Raw genomic sequence first — 20,747 nt, forward strand, 5'->3', positions numbered from 1 at the left:
GGTCACGAGGCGCTCCTCAGCTCGGCGCGCACGTGCTCGGCGTACGCGCTGGTGGTGGGGGTGGTCCGGTCGTCGTCGCGTGCCTTCGCGGCGACGACGACGGCCTCCATCCGGTCGTGCGCGGCGGTGCTGCGCGCGTCGGCGTCGGCCGGAGCGAGGACGCCCTCGGCGATCAGCTGAGCCCGGAACCGGGCGATCGGGTCGCGCTCGGCCCAGGTCGCGACCTCCTCGGGGCTGCGATAGGTCTCGGGGTCGTTCATGTAGTGCCCGCCCATCCGGTAGGTCAGGGCATGCACGAAAGCCGGGCCACCGCCGGCCCGAGCCCGCTCGACGGCGCTGCCGACCGCGGTGCGCACGGCGCGCAGGTCGTTGCCGTCGACGTCCTCGGCGGCGATGCCGAGCGCCCGGGCGCGGTCGGACACGCGTCCGCCGGCCAGAGCGACCGCTGACGGCAGCGAGGTGGCGTACTGGTTGTCCTGGCAGACGTAGACGACCGGCAGGGCCAGCATCGCGGCGAGGTTGAGGGACTCCGCGACGATGCCGCTGTTGGCGGTGCCGTCGCCGAAGGCGCACACGGCGACGGCACCGGGACTGGTGCGGGCCAGGTGCAGGGCGGCGCCGGTCGCGTAGGACACCGAGGTGCCGAGCGAGCCGGAGAACATGCCGATCGAGCGGGCGCCGGGCGCGGGGCAGATGTCGCCGCGCCAGTGTCCGGCGGAGCTGCTGCCGCGCGTGCCGAAGACACCGGCGGCGAGCGTCTCGGGGGAGACACCGCGCTGGAGGGCGACCGCGCAGGTCCCGCGGAAGTGCGGCGCGACGACGTCGTCGGGGCCCAGGTCGGCGTACGCGCCGACGAAGACGGCCTCCTCGCCCCGGGCCTCGTGCCAGTGGCTGTTGTGGCGGCACATCGCCTGGTCGAAGGCGCGGGCCTCGACCATCGTGTGCCACAGGTCCAGCTCGGTGGTCATGCGGACGCGCCGATCTCGGCGACGACCTGACCGATCCGGACGGTGTCCTCGGGCTCGACGTGCAGCGCGGTCACGACGCCGGCGACCGGTGCCTCGATCTCGAGGTTGACCTTGTCGGTCATCACCTCGGCGATCGGCTCGCCGGCCGCGACGGTGTCGCCGACGGCGCACAGCCAGGTCGCGAGGACGGCCTCCTCGACGCCGTCGCCCAGTTCTGTGATCGAGACGGAAGTGCTCACCGAAGTCCTTTCGGTCGGGGGAACAGGTTGCTAATGTGGTGTTACCGATTCAAGAAGTGGTACTACCAATTGAGTGAATAGTGATCTGGCCCACGACCGGATGTCAAGAGGGTCGGCGAATCCGGGCCCGGCTACAGTCGCTGCGCCCCCGGCAGGAAAGGCCCCTCCATGACGATCGAGAACGACGCAGGCGCGCTCAGCGAGCTGTTCGCGGACGACCCGGTCTCGGCGTCGCTCGCCCAGCTGATCCAGCGGATGCGCCCCGGCGAGCGGCTGCCCAGCGAGCGCGACCTCGCCGTGCAGCTCGACGTGAGCAGGACCGCGCTGCGCGACCGGCTCGGCATGCTCGAGGGTCTCGGCGTGCTGCGGCGCCGGGCCGGCGCGGGGACCTTCGTCGAGACGCTGCGTCCCGACGCGCTCTCGGTCGCGCTCAACCTCGCCATCAGCTCCTCGCACCTGCCGCTGGAGTCGCTGGAGTCGGTCCGGATCGCGCTGGAGCGCCAGGCTGCCGCCGAGGCGGCGCGCCGCGCCGACCCGGTGCTCATCGCCTACATGAAGCGCGCGATCGACACGATGGCCGTGACTGAGCAGCGCGCCGACGTCTTGGCGGCCGACCGGGCCTTCCACCAGTCGCTGCTGCGCGCGGCCGGCAACCCGTCGCTGACGTTCTTCGCCGACGCGCTGTCCAGCGTTCTCACCCAGGATCTCGCCGAGCGCAGCGAGCGCCTCAGCAACGAGCCGCTGAGCACCTCACGCCAGGCGCTCCTCGTCGACCATCACACCCGGATCTACGACGCGATCCTCGCCGGCGACCCGGAGGCGGCGATGCGCGCGGTCGACGAGCACTTCGACGCGATCAGCCACAGCTGAGAAGAGCCGTGCGGGGCATCCCGGAGAGGGCGCCCCGCACGACTGCTGTGAGCACGTTCTCGGCTCAGGCGTCGCCGCCCTCCTGCAGCACGCCGGCGACCGCGGTCGGGTCGTCGATCCGGTACCGCTCGACGGCCTCCTTGACCCGGCCCGGGTCGATCTCCCCGGCGTCGGCGAGCGCGGCGAGCGCCTGCACGACGACGGACGGGGCGTCGACCTGGAAGAACCGGCGGGCCGCGGGCCGGGTGTCGGCGAAGCCGAAGCCGTCGGCGCCGAGCACGTGGTAGTCGGCCGGCACCCACTGCGCGATCTGCAGCGGTACGGCGGTCATGTAGTCGGAGACCGCGACCACCGGGGCCTGGCTCTCGCCCAGCGCCTCGGTGACGTACGGCGTGCGGTGCGCCTCGTCGGGGTGGAGCAGGTTCCACTTCTCGGCGGCGATGCCGTCGCGGGCCAGCTCGTTCCACGAGGTGACCGACCAGGTCTCGGCCTGGACGCCCCACTCCTCGGCGAGGAGCCGCTTGGCCTCCTCGATCCAGGGGAAGCCGACGCCGGAGGCGAGCAGGCGGACCCGCGGACCCTCGGCGGCGCCGGAGTCGGAGACCCGGTAGATGCCCTTGAGCAGGCCGGCGACGTCGAGGCCCTCGGGCTCGGCGGGCTGGGCGACCGGCTCGTTGTAGACGGTGAGGTAGTAGATGACGTCCTCGCCGCGCGGGTGCGCCTCGCTGGCGCCGTACATCCGCTCCAGGCCGGCACGCATGACGTGGCCGACCTCGTAGCCGAACGCCGGGTCGTAGTGGACGACCGCGGGATTGGTGGCGGCGAGCAGCGGCGAGTGGCCGTCGGCGTGCTGCAGGCCCTCGCCGGTGAGCGTGGTCCGGCCGGCGGTGGCGCCGATCAGGAAGCCGCGGGCCAGCTGGTCGGCCATCGCCCAGATCGAGTCGCCGGTGCGCTGGAAGCCGAACATCGAATAGAAGATGTAGAACGGGATCATCGGCTCGCCGTGGGTGGTGTACGACGACCCGGCGGCGATCGCCGAGGCCATCGCGCCGGCCTCGGAGATGCCCTCGTGGAGCATCTGGCCGCTCGTCGACATCTTGTACTGCAGCAGCATGTTGCGGTCGACGGACTCGAACTGCTGGCCGTGGGGGTCGTAGACCTTGGCCGAGGGGAACATCGCGTCCATGCCGAAGGTGCGGTACTCGTCGGGCGCGATCGGGACCAGACGCTGGCCGATGCCCGGGTCCTTCATCCAGTCCTTGAGGAGCCGGACCGCGGCCATGGTGGTGGCGACCTTGTGGGTGCCGGCGCCCTTCTTGAGCTCGGCGTACACGCTGTCGCCCGGGAGGGTGAGCATGGTCGAGCGGTCGACCCGGTTGGGCAGTGAGCCGCCGAGCTGGCGGCGCCGCTCCATCATGTACTCGATCTCGGGGGAGTCGGCCCCGGGGTGGAAGAAGGGCGCGGCGCCGGTCGCCTCGTAGGCCGTCTCGAGGTCGCGGTCGCTGATCGGCAGGTAGAGCCGGTCGCGGAACTTCTTGAGGTCGTCCTGGGTGAGCTTCTTCATCTGGTGGGTGGCGTTCTTGCCCTCGAGGGCGTCGATCGTCCAGCCCTTCACCGTGTGGGCCAAGATCACCGTCGGCTGGCCGACGTGCTTGGTGGCGGCGTCGAACGCGGCGTACACCTTGCGGTAGTCGTGGCCGCCGCGCGGCAGCTTCTCGATCTGGCGGTCGGTCATGTGCTCGACCATGGCGCGCAGCCGCGGGTCGGGGCCGAAGAAGTGCTCGCGGTTGTAGGCACCGGACTCGACCGAGAAGGTCTGGAACGCGCCGTCGGGCGTGGAGTTCATCTGGTTGACCAGTACCCCGTCGACGTCGCGGGCGAGCAGGGCGTCCCACTCGCGGCCCCAGATGACCTTGATGACGTTCCAGCCCGCGCCGCGGAAGTTGGCCTCGAGCTCCTGGATGATCTTGCCGTTGCCGGTGACCGGGCCGTCGAGCTGCTGCAGGTTGCAGTTGACGACCCAGGTGAGGTTGTCGAGCTCCTCGCGAGCCGCGATCCGGATCGCGCCGAGCGACTCCGGCTCGGCCATCTCGCCGTCGCCGAGGAACGCCCAGACGTGCTGCTGGCCGGTGTCCTTGATGCCGCGGTTGTCGAGGTAGCGGTTGAACCGCGCCTGGTAGATCGAGTTGATCCCGGTCAGGCCCATCGAGACGGTCGGGAACTCCCAGAAGTCCGGCATCAGCCGGGGGTGCGGGTACGACGGCAGGCCGGCGCCCCGGCCGTGCTGCACCTCCTGGCGGAACCGGGACAGCTGCTCCTCGGAGAGCCGGCCCTCGAGGAAGGCCCGGGCGTAGATGCCGGGGGAGGCGTGGCCCTGGATGAACAGCTGGTCGCCGCCGCCCGGGTGCTCCTTGCCGCGGAAGAAGTGGTTGAAGCCGACCTCGTAGAGGCTCGCGCTGGACTGGTAGGTCGCGATGTGGCCGCCGACCTCGAGGCCCTTGCGGTTGGCGCTGGACACCATGACCGCGGCGTTCCACCGGATGAACGCCCGGATCCGGCGCTCGACGTCCTCATCGCCCGGGAACCACGGCTCACGCTCGGGCGGGATGGTGTTGATGTAGTCGGTGCTGCGCAGGGCCGGCACGCCCACCTGCGCCTCGCGGGCGCGCTCCAGCAGGCGCAGCATGACGTAGCGGGCTCGCTCCCGGCCGCGCTCGTCGACGAGCGCGTTGAACGAGTCGATCCAGTCCTGCGTCTCGTCGGGGTCGATGTCGGGGAGCTGGGTCGGCAGGCCCTCGTGGATGACCGAGGGGGTCGACGCCGCGCGCACGGCCGGGGTGGTGCCGTCGGTGTTCGTGTCGGAGGTCACGTCACCCATCGTTGCACCTCCTCCGAGGGCAGAAAATCTACCCGTCAGTACGGGATCGGGACCGTTCTGCAGGCCCGAGGGTTGCGCCGCAGCCCCTGACTCCGCTGGACTACTCCCCAACCCGCACCCCGCGGGACGTTCGTCGTACCCGAACCACTGGAGGACTCACCGTGACTTCGACCGCCACCGGCGGCACCAGCTCATCCGGCCCGACCGGACCCGCAGAGAGGATGGGCCTCAAGCAGGGGATGGTGGTCCAGGAGCTCGGCTGGGACAACGACACCGACGACGAGCTGCGCGTCGCGATCGAGGACGCCATCGACGGCGACATGGTCGACGGTGACTACGGCAATGTCGTCGACGCCGCCCTGCTGTGGTGGCGCAACGACGACGGCGACCTCGTCGACGGCCTCGTCGACGCCCTCACCGACCTCGTCGGCGGCGGCGTGATCTGGCTGCTGACGCCCAAGATCGGTCGTCCCGGCGCGGTCGACGCCGCCGACATCGCGGAGGCCGCCCCCATCGCCGGGCTCTCGCAGACGACCGCCGCGGCGGTCAGCAAGGACTGGGCCGCGACCCGTCTGGTGGCGCCGAAGTCGGTTGCCTGACCCCGTGGGCTTGAATAGGGGCATGGGGAAGATCGCGAACCGGGTCACCGGCCGGGTCAGGGACACCGGAACCAGCCTCAAGATCCTCACCGAGTCGGGGATCGTGCGCCCCTATTCGCCGCTGGTGCTCGCCGGCATGGCCAACGCCCTGCGCCGCTGGAGCACCACGCCCGCGGGCGGGTTCAAGACCATCGCGCTGCGGATGCCGGGACAGGTCGCGATCGTCGACGAGCTCGGCTCGCTGACCTTCGGCGAGCTGCAGACGCGCACCAACGCGCTGGCCCACGGGCTGCGCGAGCGCGGCGTCCGGGCCGGCGACGGCGTGGCCGTCATGTGCCGCAACCACCGGGGCTTCGTCGAGGCGTCCATCGCGATCAGCAAGCTCGGCGCGGACGTGCTCTACCTCAACACCGCCTTCGCCGGGCCCCAGCTGGCCGACGTCGTCGAGCGGGAGCGGCCGCGGGTCGTCGTCCACGACGAGGAGTTCACCGGGCTGCTCGCCGGGGCCGACATCGCGGACCGGGTGCTCGGCTGGGTCGACGGCGACGCCGGGCCGGACAGCCTGGAGGGGCTGATCTCGGCGGGGCTCGCGGCCGGCCGGACCGACGACCTGGCCGCACCGGCCAGCAAGGGCCGCACCATCATCTTGACCTCGGGCACCACGGGTACGCCGAAGGGCGCGCCCCGTCCCCAGGGCGGCCTGCCGGCAGCGATCTCGCTCCTCTCGCGGATGCCGCTCAAGAGCGGCTGGAGGTGCCAGGTGGCGGCGCCGCTGTTCCACACCTGGGGGTTTGCCCACTACCAGCTCGCGATGATGCTCGGCACCACGCTCGTGCTGACCCGGAGGTTCGACCCCGAGGACGCACTGCGTCTGCTCCGCGACGAGCGGTGCGACTCGTTCGCGGTCATCCCGGTGATGCTCCAGCGGATCCTCGCGCTGCCCGACGAGGTGCTCGACCGCTACCCGCTGCCCGACCTCAAGGCCGTCGCCTCCTCCGGCTCCGCGCTGCCCGGTGACCTGCCGACGCAGTGGATGGACCGCTTCGGCGACAACCTCTACTCGATCTACGGCTCCACCGAGGTCGCCTGGGCCTCGATCGCCTCCCCGCAGGACCTGCGCGAGGCGCCCGGCTGCGCGGGCCGGCTGCCCCACCAGACGGTGGTCCGGATCCTCGACGCCGAGGGGCGCGAGGTTCCCGTGGGGGAGTCGGGGCGGATCTTCGTCGGCAACAGCCTGCAGATCGAGGGCTACACCGGCGGTGGCGGCAAGGAGATGGTCGACGGGCTGATGTCGTCCGGCGACGTCGGGCGCTTCGACGCCGAGGGTCGCCTCTACGTCGAAGGCCGCGACGACGAGATGATCGTGTCCGGCGGCGAGAACGTCTTCCCGAAGGAGGTCGAGGACTGCATCGCGGCCCACGACCGGGTGGCCGAGGTGGCCGCGATCGGCGTCGACGACCCCGACTTCGGCAAGCGGCTGCGGGCCTTCGTGGTCCGCGTCCCCGAGACCGAGCCGGTCTCCGCCGACGAGCTCAAGGACCTGGTCAAGCAGAACCTGGCCCGGTTCAAGGTGCCGCGCGAGATCGTCTTCCTCGACGAGCTGCCCCGCAACGCGACCGGCAAGGTCCTCAAGCGCGAGCTCGTCGCGATCGAGCCGGCCGAGTGAGGCCCGACGTGGCAGGACCGCCCAGCGCCGCGACCGGCATCGAGATCGGTGGTCTCGCCCCCGACTTCACGCTGCGCGACCAGTTCGGCCAGGACATCACGCTCTCGTCGTACCGCGGAGTGAAGGCGGTCGCCCTCGTGTTCTACCCGTTCGCGTTCAGCGGCGTGTGCAGCGGCGAGATGCACGGCATCCGCACCCGGCTCGACGAGTTCCTCACCTTCGACACCGAGGTGCTGGCGATCTCCTGCGACCCGGTCTACGCGCTGCGGGCGTTCAGCGACGCCGACGGACTCAACTTCGGGCTGCTCAGCGACTTCTGGCCGCACGGCGAGGTGGCCCGGGCGTACGGCGTGTTCGACGAGCGCGGGGGGAGCGCCGAGCGGTCGTCGTACGTCATCGACAGGGCGGGGCGCCTGAGCTGGTCGGTCCACAACCCGAAGCCGGCCGCACGCAGCGCCGACGACCTGCTCGCGGCCCTGCGCGCCGCCGCGGCATAGGCACTTCGGGCCGTGGTTGTAGTCACTTCGGGTCATTTTTCAACTATTTGGCCGTGACCCGTTGGACAGAGCGGATCGGGCCGCTACTGTTCTACTCGTTGAACCGCTGGTGACCCGAGACGCCAGCGGTTCAGCTCATTTTTCCCGGTGCTCAACGGGCGCGCTCGTTTCGGTCCTAGCACGCCGCTTCGGTACGCTGGCCCGGCTTCTGGGGCGTATAGCTCAGCGGTAGAGCCCCTCGCTTACAACGAGGTGGTCGGGGGTTCGATCCCCTCTGCGCCCACCGGCCGCCAGGTTGTGGCAACACCTCGTCAGCAACTGTGCGAAGGTGACGCCATGTCGCTTCGGGTGTCGCCGGCCGTTCCCGCCGTGCTGCTGTCATTCCTGCTCACGGGAGGCACGATCGCGCTCGCCGCACCGGCGCAGGCCGACCGGTGGACGCACCAGGACGAGGCCGGCGACGTGACCCACCAGGTCGAGACCGAGACCTCGCTGTCGGTCGAGACCGTGCCGGAGCATACGAACGGTGACATCACCGGAGTCGTCATCGACCACCGCCGCACCAAGCTGGTCATCGAGCTGCACACCCGCGCGAAGGTCACCGGCGCCTTCGGCATCAACGCCGTGCTCCGCACGCCGGGCCAGCGCTTCCTGCTCATGTCGGTCCGGATGCCCGGGATGGGCGGCACCCACCTGATGACCCTCTCCGACAAGCCCGACAAGCGGTGCAAGGGGCTCAAGCGCAAGCTCATCGCCGACAAGACGGCGATCCGGCTGACCGTGCCGGGCTCGTGCATCGGGGACCCGCGCTGGGTGCGGGTCGGGGCGACCCTGACGACCTTCGGCATGTTCACGGGCGAGAGCTACGACGACGACGCGCTGCGCACCGGCACCACGCTGTGGGACGTGCCGGCGATGTCGCCGAAGATCAAGCGCTGACCGGCCGGGCTGCGGTCGGGCAGGACAGCGGGGCCCGGGCGGGCGAGGTCAGAACATGAGAACCCTCTCACCGGCGGCTCATGCCTGCCTCACGCCGGCTCGAGACAGTGGCGGTGTCGGCGAGGACGTCGACGTCACCGATCGAGGAGGAACCATGAAGAAGCCCCTGATGGTCGCGATCAGCAGCCTGGCCGGCGTCACCGCCGCCGGGGTGGCGGCGGGCGTGCTCGTGTGGCCCGCGCAGGCCAGCGGCGCTGACGCGCACCCGGCGTTCAAGCGGGAGCAGGACGCCCCCGACATCGTGCTGGCCGTCGACGACGACCCGGACGGCGACGACCTGCGGGCCCGCGTGGGCGATGACACCGGCACCTCGGCCGCGACCCACACCCGGACCCGGGCGGGCGACACCGGGACCCGGACCCGGAGCCGGACCGGGGCGCGCAGCGGGCGCGACCACAGCCGCACCGGGCGGGCAGTGCGGGACTGGACCAACGACGGTCCCGGGCCGAAGGTGCGGGACTGGACCCGCGACCACACCAACGACAGGTCTCGCCACAACACCCGCGGCTGAGATGAGCGGCACGCTGTCGTCCTGGGACTTCGCCGAGGGCGACGCGATCACCCCCGAGCTGACCGCGCTGCGCTCGCTCGGGGGCGGCTCGGCGTACGAGGCCTATCTCGCCTTCGACGAGATCACCTACGGCCCGGTCGTGGTCAAGGTGGTGCGGCCCGCGGAGGTCGCCGACGAGCACACCCTCGACAGCCTGGTCCGCGAGGCCACCGCGCTCGACGTCGCCCACCATCCGGTGACCGTGCGCGGCCTGAGGTACGACGTCGGCGGGCCCCGGCCGCACCTCGTGCTCGAGCACGTGGAGGGCCCCAGCCTGTCCGGGCTGATCCGCCGGCACCGACGGCTCTCGCCGCAGCAACACCTCCCGCTCGCGGTCGACCTCGCCTCCGCGCTGCACTTCTTCCGGCACGCCGACGTGTGCCACCTGGACCTCAAGCCCAGCAACGTGATCATGGGCTCGCCCGCGCGGCTGATCGACTTCTCGGTCGCGCGGCAGGCGGCCCACGCCGCCGAGATCACCGGGCACGTCGGCACCGACGCCTACATGGCACCCGAGCAGGCCGCCCCCGGCGGCGCGTACGGCGTACCCGGCCACGCGAGCGACCTCTGGGGCCTGGGGACCACCCTGTTCCACGCCATCGCCGGGTACCGGCCGTTCCGCGACGGCGACCCGGCCGCGGCCGAGCCCGCCGACCGGTTCCCACAGCTGCTGGATGCGCCGGCGGAGCTGCCGGCCGACGTACCCGCGGCGGTGGGGAGGCTCGTCCACGCACTGCTGGAGCCGGACCCCGTGAACCGGCCGCTGCCGCGTGAGATCGTCGCTGCGCTGGAGCCCGAGATCGCGGCGCTGCCCGCGCCGCGGCTGCACTGGAAGGGCTGAGCCTCCGGCGTCAGCGCTCGAGCCGGTAGCCCATCCCGCGCACCGTGGTGATGGCGGCGGCGCCGAGCTTGCGGCGCAGGTAGCCGACGTACACGTCGACCACGTTGGACCCGGGGTCGAAGTCGAGGCCCCAGACGTGGTCGAGCAGCTGCTCGCGGGAGAGGACCTGGCCGGCGTTGCGCAAGAAGATCTCGGCGAGCGCGAACTCGCGCGCCGACAGCTCGATCTCGCGGCCGGACACGGTGGCGCGGCGGGTGCGCAGGTCGAGCTCGATGCCGGCGGCGCTCAGGGAGTCGAGAGTGCCGTTGCCGGAGGGGGTGGCGGCGGCCTGGCGCAGCCGGAGGCGGACCCGGGCGCTCAGCTCGGCGAACCGGAACGGCTTGGGCATGTAGTCGTCCGCGCCGCCCTCCAGCGCGGTCACGGTGTCGGCGACCGAGTCGCGGGCGGTGAGCACGATGACGGGGACCCGCGAGCCCTGGGAGCGCAGCTGGTCGAGCAGCTCGAAGCCGTCGATGGCCGGCAGCCCGATGTCGAGGACGACGAGGTCGACGTCGCCGGCGAGGGCATGGTCGAGCCCGGTGCGGCCGTCGTCGGCCACGGTGGTGCGGTGGCCCTCGGCGCGCAGGCCCTTGGCGACGAAGGAGGCGATCCGCTCCTCGTCCTCGACGATCAGGATGTGGGCCACGTCAGCACCTGGGTCTGCTCCGAGTCGGCCGGATCGGCGAGATGCGGTGGGAGCGGGACCGGGAGGACGGCGGGGACCTCGATCACGAACCGGGCGCCGGGGGCGGAGCCGGACGGGTCGACGTACGCCGTGCCGCCGTGGGCCTGCGCGATCGCGCTCACGATGGAGAGCCCCAGGCCGAAGCCCTCGTCGCCCTCGGGGACCGCCGCGCGGCCGAACCGCCCGAAGATCCGCGCCTCGTCGCCGGGGGCGATGCCGGCGCCGTCGTCCTGCACCCAGCAGCGCAGGGTCGGGCCCGCCACCGCGGCGCCGATCGCGATCCGGCCTCCGGGGGCGGTGTGCTTGACGGCGTTGTCGGCGAGGGCGAGCAGCGCCTGCGTGATCCGCTGGCCGTCCAGGACCAGCTCGGCCGGGAGGTCGGGCGAGGCCTCGAGCCGCCAGCTCCGCTCGCCGAGGGCGCTGGCCTTGGTGAGCACGGCGGCGAGGAGGGCGGACGGGTCGGTGGCGCCGGGGGTGAGGAAGTCCGGGCGGTCGCTCTTGGCCAGCACCATCAGGTCGCCGACCAGGCGCGACATCCGGTCGACCTCGTCGAGCAGCAGCGCGCGGGTCTCGGCGACCTCCTGGGGGTTGCCGGGGTCCAGCAGCTCGAGGTGGCCGCGGAGCACGGTGAGTGGCGTCCGCAGCTCGTGGCCGGCGTCGTCGAGGAACTGCCGCTGGCCGGCGAAGGCGTGCTCGAGCCGGTCGAGCATCCCGTTGACCGTGCGGGTCAGGGCGGTGATGTCGTCGTTGCCGCGCTCGGGGAGGCGGCGTGAGAGATCGGTCGCGGTGATCGATTCGGCGGCGAGGTGCAGGGTGCGCAGCGGGCGCAGCAGCCGCCCGGAGACCCAGGCCGCGGTGGCGGTGACCAGGGCGGCGGACAGCAGGGCGACCAGGATGTAGGTGCGCATCGTCTGTCCGAGCCCGCCGCGGTCCTCGGCGAGGTAGGTGACCACGAGCAGCGCGCCGCGCTGGCTGCCCTGGGCCACCGGCTGGGCGGTGATCCGGACCTCGCCGCGGTCGGTGTCGAGGTAGGTCGTGCCGCCGTCGACGACCAGCGGCGCGACGGCCTCCTGGAACCTCGGGTCGTCGACGAGGTCGTCCTCGGGGAACTGCACGAGCGTGCCGTCGCCGATCCAGCCGACGAGCAGCTCGTCGTCGTCGGGCACGTTGCGGGTCAAGAAGCCCTCGAGCAGCTCGCGGACCGTGGCGAAGTCGCCGGTGCGCTGCAGGGCGACGAACTCGTCGAGCTCCTGCTCGACCTCGCTCTGCAGGGTCTCGGTCAGCGCCCGGCTCTCGACCCAGTAGACGATCAGCCCGGCGCCGGCGAGGGCGACCGTGACGAGCAGCGCGACCGCGGCGGTGATCCGGATCCGGACGGACAGGCCCGAGCGGGCCGGTGCCGTCGGGTCAGTCGACGGGTCAGTCGTCATCGTGCCCGCGGCCGCCCCGGTCACCACGCCGGTCGCCACGCCGGTCGTCGTCCGCGTGGTCCTCCCGGTCGTCGCCGTCCTCGTGCCGGTCGTCCCGGTCGTCCCGGTCGTCGTCGCGTCCCCGGCGGTCGTCATCGTCGTCATCGTCGTCGTCATCGTCGAGGTCGGGCTGCGGCGTGATCACCTCGGTCCGGGGGGTCGTCGGCTCGCTCTCGGGCGTCGTCGGCGTCACGGGGACCGTGGGGCTCGGTGTAGCGGCCGGGGCGGCGGGCCCCAGGTCGAGCGGCGTCCGGGCGGGTGGCTCGTCGGCACCGGCGCGGACCACCGCGCCCGCGGCGAAGCCGGCCAGCACCATCAGCGCCGCGACCGGCAGCAGGACCTTCCACGCACGACTCATGACCCGATCATCCTGCCCGATCGTGGGACGTCGGTGAGAGCCGGATGAGAGTCCTCTCATCCGGCCCGCGACTGCCTCCTTTCGGAGGCAGCGCGGGGTGGGGCGACGGGCCTAGGGTGGTGGGTGTCACACCCGTGACCCGCGTCCGATGCCAGGAGGCCCGTGTGTTCGTCCCGTTCAGCGTCAACGACTTCCTCGACCGCGCCGTGCAGGTGTACGGCGAGCGGGTGGGTGTCGTCGACGAGCCGACCCAGCCCGCGCCCGGCCAGGGCGAGCTCACCTACGCGCAGATCGGCGAGCTGGCGCGGCGCCAGGCCGCGAAGCTCGACGAGCTCGGGATCGGCGTGGGGGAGCGGGTCGCGATCGTCAGCCACAACAGCAGCCGGCTGCTGACCTCGTTCTTCGGGGTCAGCGGCTGGGGCCGGGTGCTGGTGCCGGTGAACTTCCGGCTCAGCCCCGACGAGGTGCAGTACATCGTCGAGCACTCCGGCGCCCGGGTGCTCTACCTCGACCCGGAGCTCGAGGAGTCGCTCGCGGGCGTGACGTGCGAGCAGAAGTACGTGCTGGGCGACGACGACGCGCTGTACGCCGCGCCCGGCGCGGAGCCCAAGGCGTGGGAGCACGACGAGGGCGCCACCGCGACCATCAACTACACCTCGGGCACCACCGCGCGCCCCAAGGGCGTGCAGATCACCCACCGCAACATCTGGGTCAACGCGCTGACCTTCGGCCTGCACGCCGGGATCGGTGACCGCGACGTCTACCTGCACACGCTGCCGCAGTTCCATGCCAACGGCTGGGGCATGCCGTTCGCGATGACCGGCGTCGGCGCGCGGCACATCATCTTGCGCAAGGTCGACGGCGCCGAGATCCTGCGCCGCGTGCGCGACCACGGCGTGACGGTGATGTGCGCCGCGCCGGCGGTGGCGGCCGCCGTACTGGAGGCGGCGCAGACCTGGGAGGGCGAGATCCCGGGGCGCGACCGGGTGCGGATCATCATGGCCGGCGCCCCGCCGCCGACGAAGACGGTGATCCGGGTCCAGGAGGAGCTGGGCTGGGAGTTCATCCAGATCTACGGCCTCACCGAGACCTCCCCGCTGCTGACCATCAACCGCACCCGCGCCGAGTGGGACGATCTCTCGGCCGAGGAGCGCGCGACCCGGCTGACGCGCGCGGGCGCCCCGGCGATCGGCGTACGGCTGGCGATCGACGAGTCCGAGGAGGGCGCCGGCGAGGTGCTCGCCCAGTCGAACGTGATCCTCGAGGGGTACTGGGAGCAGCCCGAGGAGTCGGCCGCGGCGCTCGAGGACGGCTGGTTCCACACCGGCGACGGCGGCTACCTCGGCGACGACGGCTACCTGACCATCGCCGACCGCAAGAAGGACGTCATCATCACCGGCGGTGAGAACGTCACCTCGATCGAGGTCGAGGACACCCTGTTCTCCCATCCGGCCGTGGCCGAGGTCGCGGTGATCGGCGTCCCGAGCGAGAAGTGGGGCGAGACGATCAAGGCGCTCGTCGTCCTCACCGCCGACGCCACCGCCGGTCCCGAGATGGAGGCCGAGCTGATCCGCTGGTGCAAGGACCGGCTCGCGGGCTACAAGTCGCCGACGTCGGTGGAGTTCCGCACCGAGCTGGCGCGGACGGCGACCGGCAAGCTGCAGAAGTTCAAGCTGCGCGCGCCCTACTGGGAGGGCAGATCCCGCCAGGTGAACTGAGCCGGCGGCTCGGGTGGACGCGCGGCGAGGTCGCGCAGCCGGGCGACCCGGGCGTCGTCGGCGCCGACGATCTCGGCGACCCAGCGTCCGGCATCGGCGAGGTCGAGGCTCGGGGCGCCGTAGGACGCCATCTCACCGATGTCGACCCAGTCCTTGGGGCGGTCGAAGAGCGCCTTGAACACGGTGAGATCCGTGGCCGAGAGGATCGGGACCTCGGCGTCGAGCATCGGCACCCACAGGGCGCGGTCGGTCGCGACGTGGTGGAACTCGTGCTCGGCGAAGAACAGGTCGAGGGGCATCGGCGGCGGCTTGTCGACGTCCCACATGATGCGGACCTGGCCGTCGCGCTCGATGGCGGCCAGGTGCGCCTGCGTCCAACGAACGTCGTCAGGAAGGAGGGACAGGACACGCGCCGCGTCCTGCTTGGGCAACAGGATGTTGAGGTCGATGTCCTGAGTCGAGCGCGGCTCCGTCACGTGGTAGGCCAAGGCGAGGGCGCCGCCGATCGCCGTCCGGATCCCGTCTGCTTCGAGTCGCTGCTGCACCTCGACCGCCCGCTGGAGCACCACGACGTGGTCAGGCATCGACAGACACCTTCCTCCAGACGTCATGGGGGAAGGTGAGTGGGCCACGGTCGCGGCGCGGCAGCGCCATGCCGAGGGCGGCCACCCTCACGAGTATCTCGGCCTTCTCCTGGGCGTTCGGCACGGTCCATCGCTGTGGTGCGCGCCCCGACTTCTCGACGTAGTCGACGTGGAAGCCGGCGACGTCGACGGCCCGAAAGAAGATGTCGACCCGAGGCTCGCGCCGGCCCCGCTCGTAGGCGCTCAGCACGCTGGCCGTGATCCCCAGCCGGGCGGCCATCTCGGCCTGGCTGAGCCCAGCGCGCTGTCGCAGGCCGAGCAGGTCGGTGCCCCGCGGGGGTCGTTCGTCCATGAGCGGCATACGCCCATCTTAGCGTTTTCGCTAAGTCGATCAAGGGGTGTCGCCGAGGCGCCAGGTGAACTCCTCGGCCGGGATGGCGAAGGCCGCCCAGCCGGCGGAGCTCCAGGCCTCGACGGTCGCCCGCGCCCAGGCGGGATCGGCGGCCTCGACGATGTCGACCTCCGTGCTCGCCGGGCTCGGTGCCGGCGGCCCCAGCGGCTGGCCGCTGATCGGGTCGGCGAGGCCGTCCGCGCCGTCGACGCAGGTCACCCGGCGCAGGCCGATGCCGAGGCGCCGCTGGTGCTCGGCCAGGCTGAGCGCGGCGATGCCCGCGGCGCCGTACCCGACGACGGAGACGTGGTCCGGTGGATGCACGGCCGATTGGCGGGCGTAGCGGACCGAGCGGAGCAGGTCGCGTCCGTCCGCCCAGGTGGGTACGACGACGCGGACCCCGCCGCGGGTGGCGATCCGGCTCGCCAGGGCGCCCACCGCGTCGGCGTCGGTGCGGACCGCGGGGTGCCACAGGAGGAGGGTGTCCAGGTTGGGGTGGCCGTGAACGGCCACGTGGATGCCGGGCGCCTGCTGATCCTGCATGGGACCACCGTAGGCTGACTCCCCACAGGTCCGCGGTGCAGGAACCCGGTGTGAGACCGGGGCGGTTCCGCCACTGTGACCCCGTCGCCCTCGTGGCGGCGGGCAGCCAGACACTGGCCGCGGACACACCTACCGATGAGGGGCGCGAACCCCGAGGAGGCTTTGAGCGTCATGGCGCGCATCGCACTGCTGTCCACGTCCGACACCGACCTGCTGTCCGCGCGGGCCAGCGGCGCCGACTACGGCTGGGCCAACCCGGCGCGCAGCGACCTCGCCGCGCTCGTGCTGCTGGCCACCGGCGCCGACCTGGTCGTCGTCCGGCTGCTCGGCTCCCCGCAGCAGTACGACGCCGAGCTGGCCGCGCTGCGCGCGACCGGCCGCCCGCTCGTGGTGCTCGGTGGCGAGCTGACGCCGAGCGCCGAGCTGATGGAGGCCTCGACGGTGCCGGTCGGGATCGCGGCGGAGGCGCACCGCTACCTCGCCGAGGGCGGCCCGCGCAACCTCACCGAGCTGCACCGGTTCCTGTCCGACACGGTGCTGTTGACCGGCGAGGGCTTCGAGCCGCCGGAGGTGATCCCGGCGTGGGGGCTGGTCGAGCGGCCCGCGGTGGCCGGGGACCGGGCCACGGTGGGGGTGCTCTTCTACCGGGCGCACCAGGCCAGTGGGAACACCGCGTTCGTGCATGCGCTGTGCGACGCGATCGACGCCACCGGCGAGGCGGTCGGGGTGCCGATCTTCGCCGGATCGCTGCGGGCGGCGCCGGACGAGCTGTTCGCCGCGCTCGGCGACCTCGACGCGCTGGTCGTCACGGTGCTGGCGGCGGGCGGCTCGACGCCGGCCTCGGTCAGCGCGGGTGGCGAGGACGAGACCTGGGACGTGGAGCGGATCGCCGCCCTCGACATCCCCGTCCTGCAGGGGCTGTGCCTGACCAGCAGCCGCGCCGAGTGGGAGGCCTCCGACGACGGCGTCACCCCACTCGACTACGCCAACCAGGTCGCCATCCCCGAGTTCGACGGGCGGATCAGCACCGCGCCGTTCTCGTTCAAGGAGCTCGACGAGGCCGGGCTGCCGTCATACGTCGCTGACCCGGAGCGGGCCGCGCGGGTGGCCGGGCTCGCGGTCAACTACGCCCGGCTGCGGCGGATCCCCAACCAGGACAAGCGGATCGCGCTGATGCTGTCGGCGTACCCCACCAAGCACTCCCGCATCGGCAACGCGGTCGGCCTGGACACGCCCGTCTCGGCGGTGCGGATGCTGCGGAGGCTGCGCGAGGCGGGGTACGACGTCGGCGACGGCTTCGGTGTCCTCGACCTCGACGACGACACGGTCGCCGGCGACACCCTGATCCACGCGCTGATCGCCGCCGGCGGACAGGACGAGGAGTGGCTGACGTCGGTGCAGCTGACCGACGCGCACGTGCGGATCTCCGCCGACGACTATCGGTTCTGGACCGCCGATCTGCCCGAGGACCTGCGCGACGCGATGGTCGAGGCGTGGGGTCCGGCGCCGGGGCGGCTGTTCGTCAACGACAGCGACGAGATCGTGCTCGCCACCTTGCGCGCCGGCAACATCGTGCTGATGATCCAGCCCCCGCGCGGCTTCGGCGAGAACCCGGTCGCGATCTACCACGACCCCGATCTCGCGCCGTCGCACCACTACTTGGCGGCGTACCGCTGGGTCCAGCACGGCTTCGGCGCGCATGCCGTCGTCCACCTCGGCAAGCACGGCTCGATGGAGTGGCTGCCGGGCAAGAACGCCGCGCTGTCGGCCTCCTGCGCCACCGACGCGGCGATCGGCAGCCTGCCGCTGATCTACCCGTTCCTCGTCAACGACCCGGGCGAGGGCGCGCAGGCCAAGCGCCGCGCGCACGCCACGATCATCGACCACCTCATTCCCCCGATGGCCCGCGCCGAGGCGTACGGCGACATCGCGCGGCTCGAGGGCCTGCTCGAGGAGTACGACAAGATCTCCGCGATGGACCCGGCCAAGCTGGCCGCCATCCGCGGCGAGATCTGGGCCCTGATGCGGGCTGCCGAGCTGCACCGCGACCTCGGGCTCGAGGACCGCCCGGAGGACGACGACTTCGACGACTTCCTGCTCCACGTCGACGGCTGGTTGTGTGAGATCAAGGACGTCCAGATCCGCGACGGCCTGCACGTCCTGGGCCAGGCCCCCGACGGCGAGGCCCGGGTCAACCTGGTGCTCGCGATCCTGCGGGCCGCGCAGGTGTGGGGCGGACAGGCACAGGCGGTGCCGGGGCTGCGGGCCGCGCTGGGTCTGGCGCCGGACGCGCCGACGGTCGAGGTGGACCGGGTCGAGGCCGAGGCCCGGTCCCTGGTCGAGGCGATGGAGAAGGCCGCCTGGGACCCGGCTCGGGTCGACGAGCTGCACGCGTCCCCCGACGTGCGGAAGGTGCTGGCGTTCGCCGCCACCGAGGTGGTGCCGCGGCTGGCCCGCACCACCGACGAGCTCGACCACACCCTGCACGCGCTGGCCGGTGGCTTCGTGCCCGCCGGGCCGTCGGGCTCGCCGCTGCGCGGCCTGGTCAACGTGCTGCCGACCGGCCGCAACTTCTACACCGTCGACCCGCGCGCGGTGCCCTCGCGGCTGGCCTGGCAGACCGGGCAGGCGATGGCGGAGTCGCTGGTCGCGCGCTATCTCGCGGAGGAAGGGGCCTACCCGGAGTCGGTGGGCCTGTCGGTCTGGGGCACCTCGGCGATGCGTACCTCCGGCGACGACATCGCCGAGGTGCTGGCGCTGCTGGGCGTCCGGCCGGAGTGGGACGAGGCGTCGAAGCGGGTGCATGCGCTGACGGTCATCCCGCTGGAGGAGCTCGGCCGCCCGCGGATCGACGTCACGGTGCGGATCTCCGGCTTCTTCCGCGACGCCTTCCCGCACGTGGTGGCGATGCTCGACGACGCGGTGCAGCTGGTCGCGGACCTGGACGAGCCGCTCGACCAGAACTTCGTCCGCGCCCACGCTGCCGCCGATCTCGCGGAGCACGGTGACGAGCGCCGCGCGCGGACCCGGATCTTCGGCTCCAAGCCGGGCTCCTACGGCGCCGGCATCCTGCAGGCGGTCGAGTCGGGCAGCTGGCGCGACGACGCCGACCTGGCCGAGGTCTACACCGCGTGGGGTGGCTTCGCCTACGGGCGCGACCTCGACGGCGTACCCGCCTCCGACGACATGCGCGCCAACTACCGGCGGATCAAGGTCGCGGCCAAGAACATCGACACCCGCGAGCACGACATCGCCGACAGCGACGACTACTTCCAGTACCACGGCGGCATGGTCGCGACGATCCGGGCGCTGACCGGATCCGCGCCCAAGGCGTACGTCGGCGACTCGACCACGCCGGACGCCGTACGGACCCGGACGCTGCAGGAGGAGACCAACCGGGTGTTCCGCGCGCGGGTGGCGAACCCGCGGTGGATCGGCGCGATGCAGCGGCACGGCTACAAGGGCGCCTTCGAGCTGGCGGCGACGGTCGACTACCTGTTCGGCTTCGACGCGACCGCGGGCGTGGTGCACGACTGGATGTACGAGTCCCTGGCCCGGTCGTACGTGTTGGACGAGACCAACCAGGAGTTCCTGCGCACGTCGAACCCGTGGGCGCTGCGCAGCATCGTGGAGCGGCTGCACGAGGCTGCGGATCGGGGCCTGTGGGAGTCGCCCGACCCGGAGCTCCTGGCGTCCCTGCAGGCGGCCTATCTCGAGGTCGAGGGAGATCTGGAAGACCGATGAGTGTGTCTGTGCGGGTGCTCGGCTTCGGGATGGGGCCGCAGCACGTCACGCCGGAGGTAGCCGCGGCGCTGGCGGAATGTGACTACGCGCTCGCGGTGGCCAAGGGCGAGGACGACCCGCTGCTGGCGGTGCGGCAGGCGGTGTGCGACGCGTACGGCGTCGAGCTGGTCGTCGTACCGGACCCGGAGCGGGACCGCTCGCCCGGCCTGGACCGCGCGGGCTACGAGGGCGCCGTCGCCGACTGGTACGCCGCCCGGCTGGCCGCCTACCGTGCCGCGCTGTCCGCGCGGGGTGGTGGGTGCGCCTTCCTGGTCTGGGGCGACCCGTCGCTGTACGACGGCACGATCCGGATCGTGCGCGAGCTGGGGGTCTCCTTCGACGTGCTCCCCGGCGTGAGTGCGCCGCAGGTGCTGGCGGCCCGGCACGCGATCGTGCTGCACGAGGTCGGCCAGCCGGTCCACGTGACGACGGCGCGGCGGCTGCGGGCCGATGTGGCCGCCGGGCAGCGCAATGTCGTGGTGATGCTGACCTCCGGTGTCGACCTCGACGGGTTCGAGGACTGGTCGATCTGGTGGGGCGCCAACCTCGGCGGTGTGGGGGAGCGGCTGGTGTCCGGCCGGGTCGGTGACGTGGTGGGCTCGATCGAGGCGGCGCGGGACGCGGCCAAGGCGGAGGCCGGCTGGGTGATGGACCTGTTCCTGCTGCGCGGCCCTGTCGACGGGGGAACCGATGGCGCTGCCTGAGCGGGACGTGCTGCTGTGCCGCGACTGCTGCTGTGGCACCACGAAGAAGCACCCCGACGCCGACCACCGCGCCCAGCGCGACGAGATCGAGGCGCTCGACGACCCGGCCGGGCGCCGCGGGCCGCGGGTCCGGGTGCGTGTGGTCGACTGCCTCGACGAGTGCGATCGTTCGAACGTCGTCCTGGTCCGGGACTTCACCTGGTTCCCCGGTGGCCGGCGGCCGAGGGACACCTGGCTCGGCGGAGTCCTGTCGCCGGATGCCACGGATGCGGTCGTCGACTGGGTCCGCGAGGGTGGTCCGGTGCCCGGGGTGCTGCAGCGTCACGTGTTCCGCGGGAAGCGCGGATGACTTCTTGGCCGAAACCT

At 72.2% G+C, this 20,747-nt stretch carries 20 protein-coding genes, 1 tRNA gene and 1 riboswitch; of the genes, 12 read left to right on the forward strand and 9 right to left on the reverse strand.

Going from position 1 to position 20,747, the window contains the following annotated elements; genetic code table 11:
* Positions 1-2 precede the first annotated feature (2 nt).
* Entirely contained in the window at positions 3-968 is a 966-nt protein-coding gene (locus ACUP6Y_RS08975) for a thiamine pyrophosphate-dependent dehydrogenase E1 component subunit alpha (protein ID WP_462555483.1), read from the reverse strand.
* Positions 965-1,207, reverse strand: a complete 243-nt coding sequence (locus ACUP6Y_RS08980; RefSeq protein WP_462555484.1) for a biotin/lipoyl-containing protein — start codon at positions 1,205-1,207, stop codon at positions 965-967. Before ACUP6Y_RS08980 ends, ACUP6Y_RS08975 begins: the two co-directional genes overlap by 4 nt.
* A gap of 168 nt (positions 1,208-1,375) precedes the next feature.
* Between ACUP6Y_RS08980 and ACUP6Y_RS08985 the strand changes: the two genes are divergently transcribed.
* The gene (locus ACUP6Y_RS08985) at positions 1,376-2,077 is read left to right on the forward strand and encodes a FadR/GntR family transcriptional regulator (protein ID WP_462555486.1); all 702 of its coding nucleotides are present in this window, start codon (positions 1,376-1,378) and stop codon (positions 2,075-2,077) included.
* A 64-nt stretch (positions 2,078-2,141) separates the two neighbouring features.
* On the opposite strand, the gene aceE is transcribed toward ACUP6Y_RS08985, so the two are convergent.
* Positions 2,142-4,955, reverse strand: coding sequence for a pyruvate dehydrogenase (acetyl-transferring), homodimeric type (gene aceE / locus ACUP6Y_RS08990; protein ID WP_462555487.1), 2,814 nt, complete (start codon positions 4,953-4,955; stop codon positions 2,142-2,144).
* Between the two features lie 161 nt (positions 4,956-5,116).
* Between aceE and ACUP6Y_RS08995 the strand changes: the two genes are divergently transcribed.
* The 7 genes from ACUP6Y_RS08995 (at position 5,117) to ACUP6Y_RS09025 (ending at position 10,107) form a co-directional block, all read left to right on the forward strand.
* On the forward strand, positions 5,117-5,554 hold the full coding sequence (locus tag ACUP6Y_RS08995) for a DUF3052 domain-containing protein (protein WP_462555488.1): 438 nt from the start codon (positions 5,117-5,119) through the stop codon (positions 5,552-5,554).
* A 22-nt stretch (positions 5,555-5,576) separates the two neighbouring features.
* Positions 5,577-7,220, forward strand: coding sequence for an AMP-binding protein (locus ACUP6Y_RS09000; RefSeq protein WP_462555489.1), 1,644 nt, complete (start codon positions 5,577-5,579; stop codon positions 7,218-7,220).
* A gap of 8 nt (positions 7,221-7,228) precedes the next feature.
* Positions 7,229-7,717 carry a peroxiredoxin gene (locus ACUP6Y_RS09005; RefSeq protein WP_462555490.1) on the forward strand — a complete coding sequence of 163 codons (489 nt, stop codon included), beginning with the start codon at positions 7,229-7,231 and terminating at the stop codon, positions 7,715-7,717.
* 211 nt (positions 7,718-7,928) lie between these two features.
* A tRNA-Val gene (locus ACUP6Y_RS09010) sits at positions 7,929-8,000 on the forward strand.
* 53 nt (positions 8,001-8,053) lie between these two features.
* Complete coding sequence (locus tag ACUP6Y_RS09015) at positions 8,054-8,656, forward strand: hypothetical protein (RefSeq protein WP_462555491.1); 603 nt, start codon at positions 8,054-8,056, stop codon at positions 8,654-8,656.
* Positions 8,657-8,810: 154 nt separating this feature from the next.
* A complete protein-coding gene (locus tag ACUP6Y_RS09020) occupies positions 8,811-9,227 on the forward strand; it encodes a hypothetical protein (RefSeq protein ID WP_462555492.1) in 417 nt (138 codons plus the stop codon).
* A gap of 1 nt (position 9,228) precedes the next feature.
* Positions 9,229-10,107 (forward strand): serine/threonine-protein kinase, encoded by an 879-nt coding sequence (locus tag ACUP6Y_RS09025; RefSeq protein WP_462555493.1) that lies wholly within the window; start codon positions 9,229-9,231, stop codon positions 10,105-10,107.
* A 10-nt stretch (positions 10,108-10,117) separates the two neighbouring features.
* Here the strand turns inward: ACUP6Y_RS09025 and ACUP6Y_RS09030 are convergent, their stop codons facing one another.
* From ACUP6Y_RS09030 to ACUP6Y_RS09040, 3 genes are read right to left on the reverse strand one after another with little or no spacing between them, the layout of a single operon-like run.
* Positions 10,118-10,792 (reverse strand): response regulator transcription factor, encoded by a 675-nt coding sequence (locus tag ACUP6Y_RS09030; protein ID WP_462555494.1) that lies wholly within the window; start codon positions 10,790-10,792, stop codon positions 10,118-10,120.
* Positions 10,777-12,300, reverse strand: a complete 1,524-nt coding sequence (locus ACUP6Y_RS09035) for a sensor histidine kinase (protein WP_462555495.1) — start codon at positions 12,298-12,300, stop codon at positions 10,777-10,779. The genes ACUP6Y_RS09030 and ACUP6Y_RS09035 overlap by 16 nt, the downstream gene beginning before the upstream one ends.
* Positions 12,251-12,658, reverse strand: a complete 408-nt coding sequence (locus tag ACUP6Y_RS09040) for a hypothetical protein (RefSeq protein WP_462555497.1) — start codon at positions 12,656-12,658, stop codon at positions 12,251-12,253. The genes ACUP6Y_RS09035 and ACUP6Y_RS09040 overlap by 50 nt, the downstream gene beginning before the upstream one ends.
* A gap of 164 nt (positions 12,659-12,822) precedes the next feature.
* Between ACUP6Y_RS09040 and ACUP6Y_RS09045 the strand changes: the two genes are divergently transcribed.
* Positions 12,823-14,376 (forward strand): AMP-binding protein, encoded by a 1,554-nt coding sequence (locus ACUP6Y_RS09045; protein ID WP_462555499.1) that lies wholly within the window; start codon positions 12,823-12,825, stop codon positions 14,374-14,376.
* Here ACUP6Y_RS09045 and ACUP6Y_RS09050 read toward each other — a convergent pair.
* From ACUP6Y_RS09050 to ACUP6Y_RS09060, 3 genes are read right to left on the reverse strand one after another with little or no spacing between them, the layout of a single operon-like run.
* A complete protein-coding gene (locus ACUP6Y_RS09050) occupies positions 14,343-14,960 on the reverse strand; it encodes a hypothetical protein (protein ID WP_462555501.1) in 618 nt (205 codons plus the stop codon). The two genes, ACUP6Y_RS09045 and ACUP6Y_RS09050, sit on opposite strands and share 34 nt — an antisense overlap.
* Positions 14,953-15,312: a helix-turn-helix domain-containing protein gene (locus ACUP6Y_RS09055; RefSeq protein ID WP_462555503.1), complete on the reverse strand. Its 360-nt coding sequence runs from the start codon at positions 15,310-15,312 to the stop codon at positions 14,953-14,955. Before ACUP6Y_RS09055 ends, ACUP6Y_RS09050 begins: the two co-directional genes overlap by 8 nt.
* A gap of 39 nt (positions 15,313-15,351) precedes the next feature.
* Positions 15,352-15,894 carry a hypothetical protein gene (locus ACUP6Y_RS09060; protein ID WP_462555504.1) on the reverse strand — a complete coding sequence of 181 codons (543 nt, stop codon included), beginning with the start codon at positions 15,892-15,894 and terminating at the stop codon, positions 15,352-15,354.
* 16 nt (positions 15,895-15,910) lie between these two features.
* Positions 15,911-16,030, forward strand: a riboswitch (cobalamin riboswitch).
* Positions 16,031-16,065: 35 nt separating this feature from the next.
* On the opposite strand from ACUP6Y_RS09060, the gene cobN reads away from it, so the two are divergent.
* From cobN to ACUP6Y_RS09075, 3 genes are read left to right on the forward strand one after another with little or no spacing between them, the layout of a single operon-like run.
* The gene (gene cobN / locus ACUP6Y_RS09065; RefSeq protein WP_462555505.1) at positions 16,066-19,638 is read left to right on the forward strand and encodes a cobaltochelatase subunit CobN; all 3,573 of its coding nucleotides are present in this window, start codon (positions 16,066-16,068) and stop codon (positions 19,636-19,638) included.
* Positions 19,635-20,381 carry an SAM-dependent methyltransferase gene (locus ACUP6Y_RS09070; RefSeq protein ID WP_462555506.1) on the forward strand — a complete coding sequence of 249 codons (747 nt, stop codon included), beginning with the start codon at positions 19,635-19,637 and terminating at the stop codon, positions 20,379-20,381. The genes cobN and ACUP6Y_RS09070 overlap by 4 nt, the downstream gene beginning before the upstream one ends.
* Positions 20,368-20,730, forward strand: coding sequence for a hypothetical protein (locus ACUP6Y_RS09075; RefSeq protein ID WP_462555507.1), 363 nt, complete (start codon positions 20,368-20,370; stop codon positions 20,728-20,730). The genes ACUP6Y_RS09070 and ACUP6Y_RS09075 overlap by 14 nt, the downstream gene beginning before the upstream one ends.
* The last annotated feature ends 17 nt before the right edge of the window (positions 20,731-20,747 follow it).

It is taken from the genome of Nocardioides sp. S5-5 (assembly GCF_054954065.1).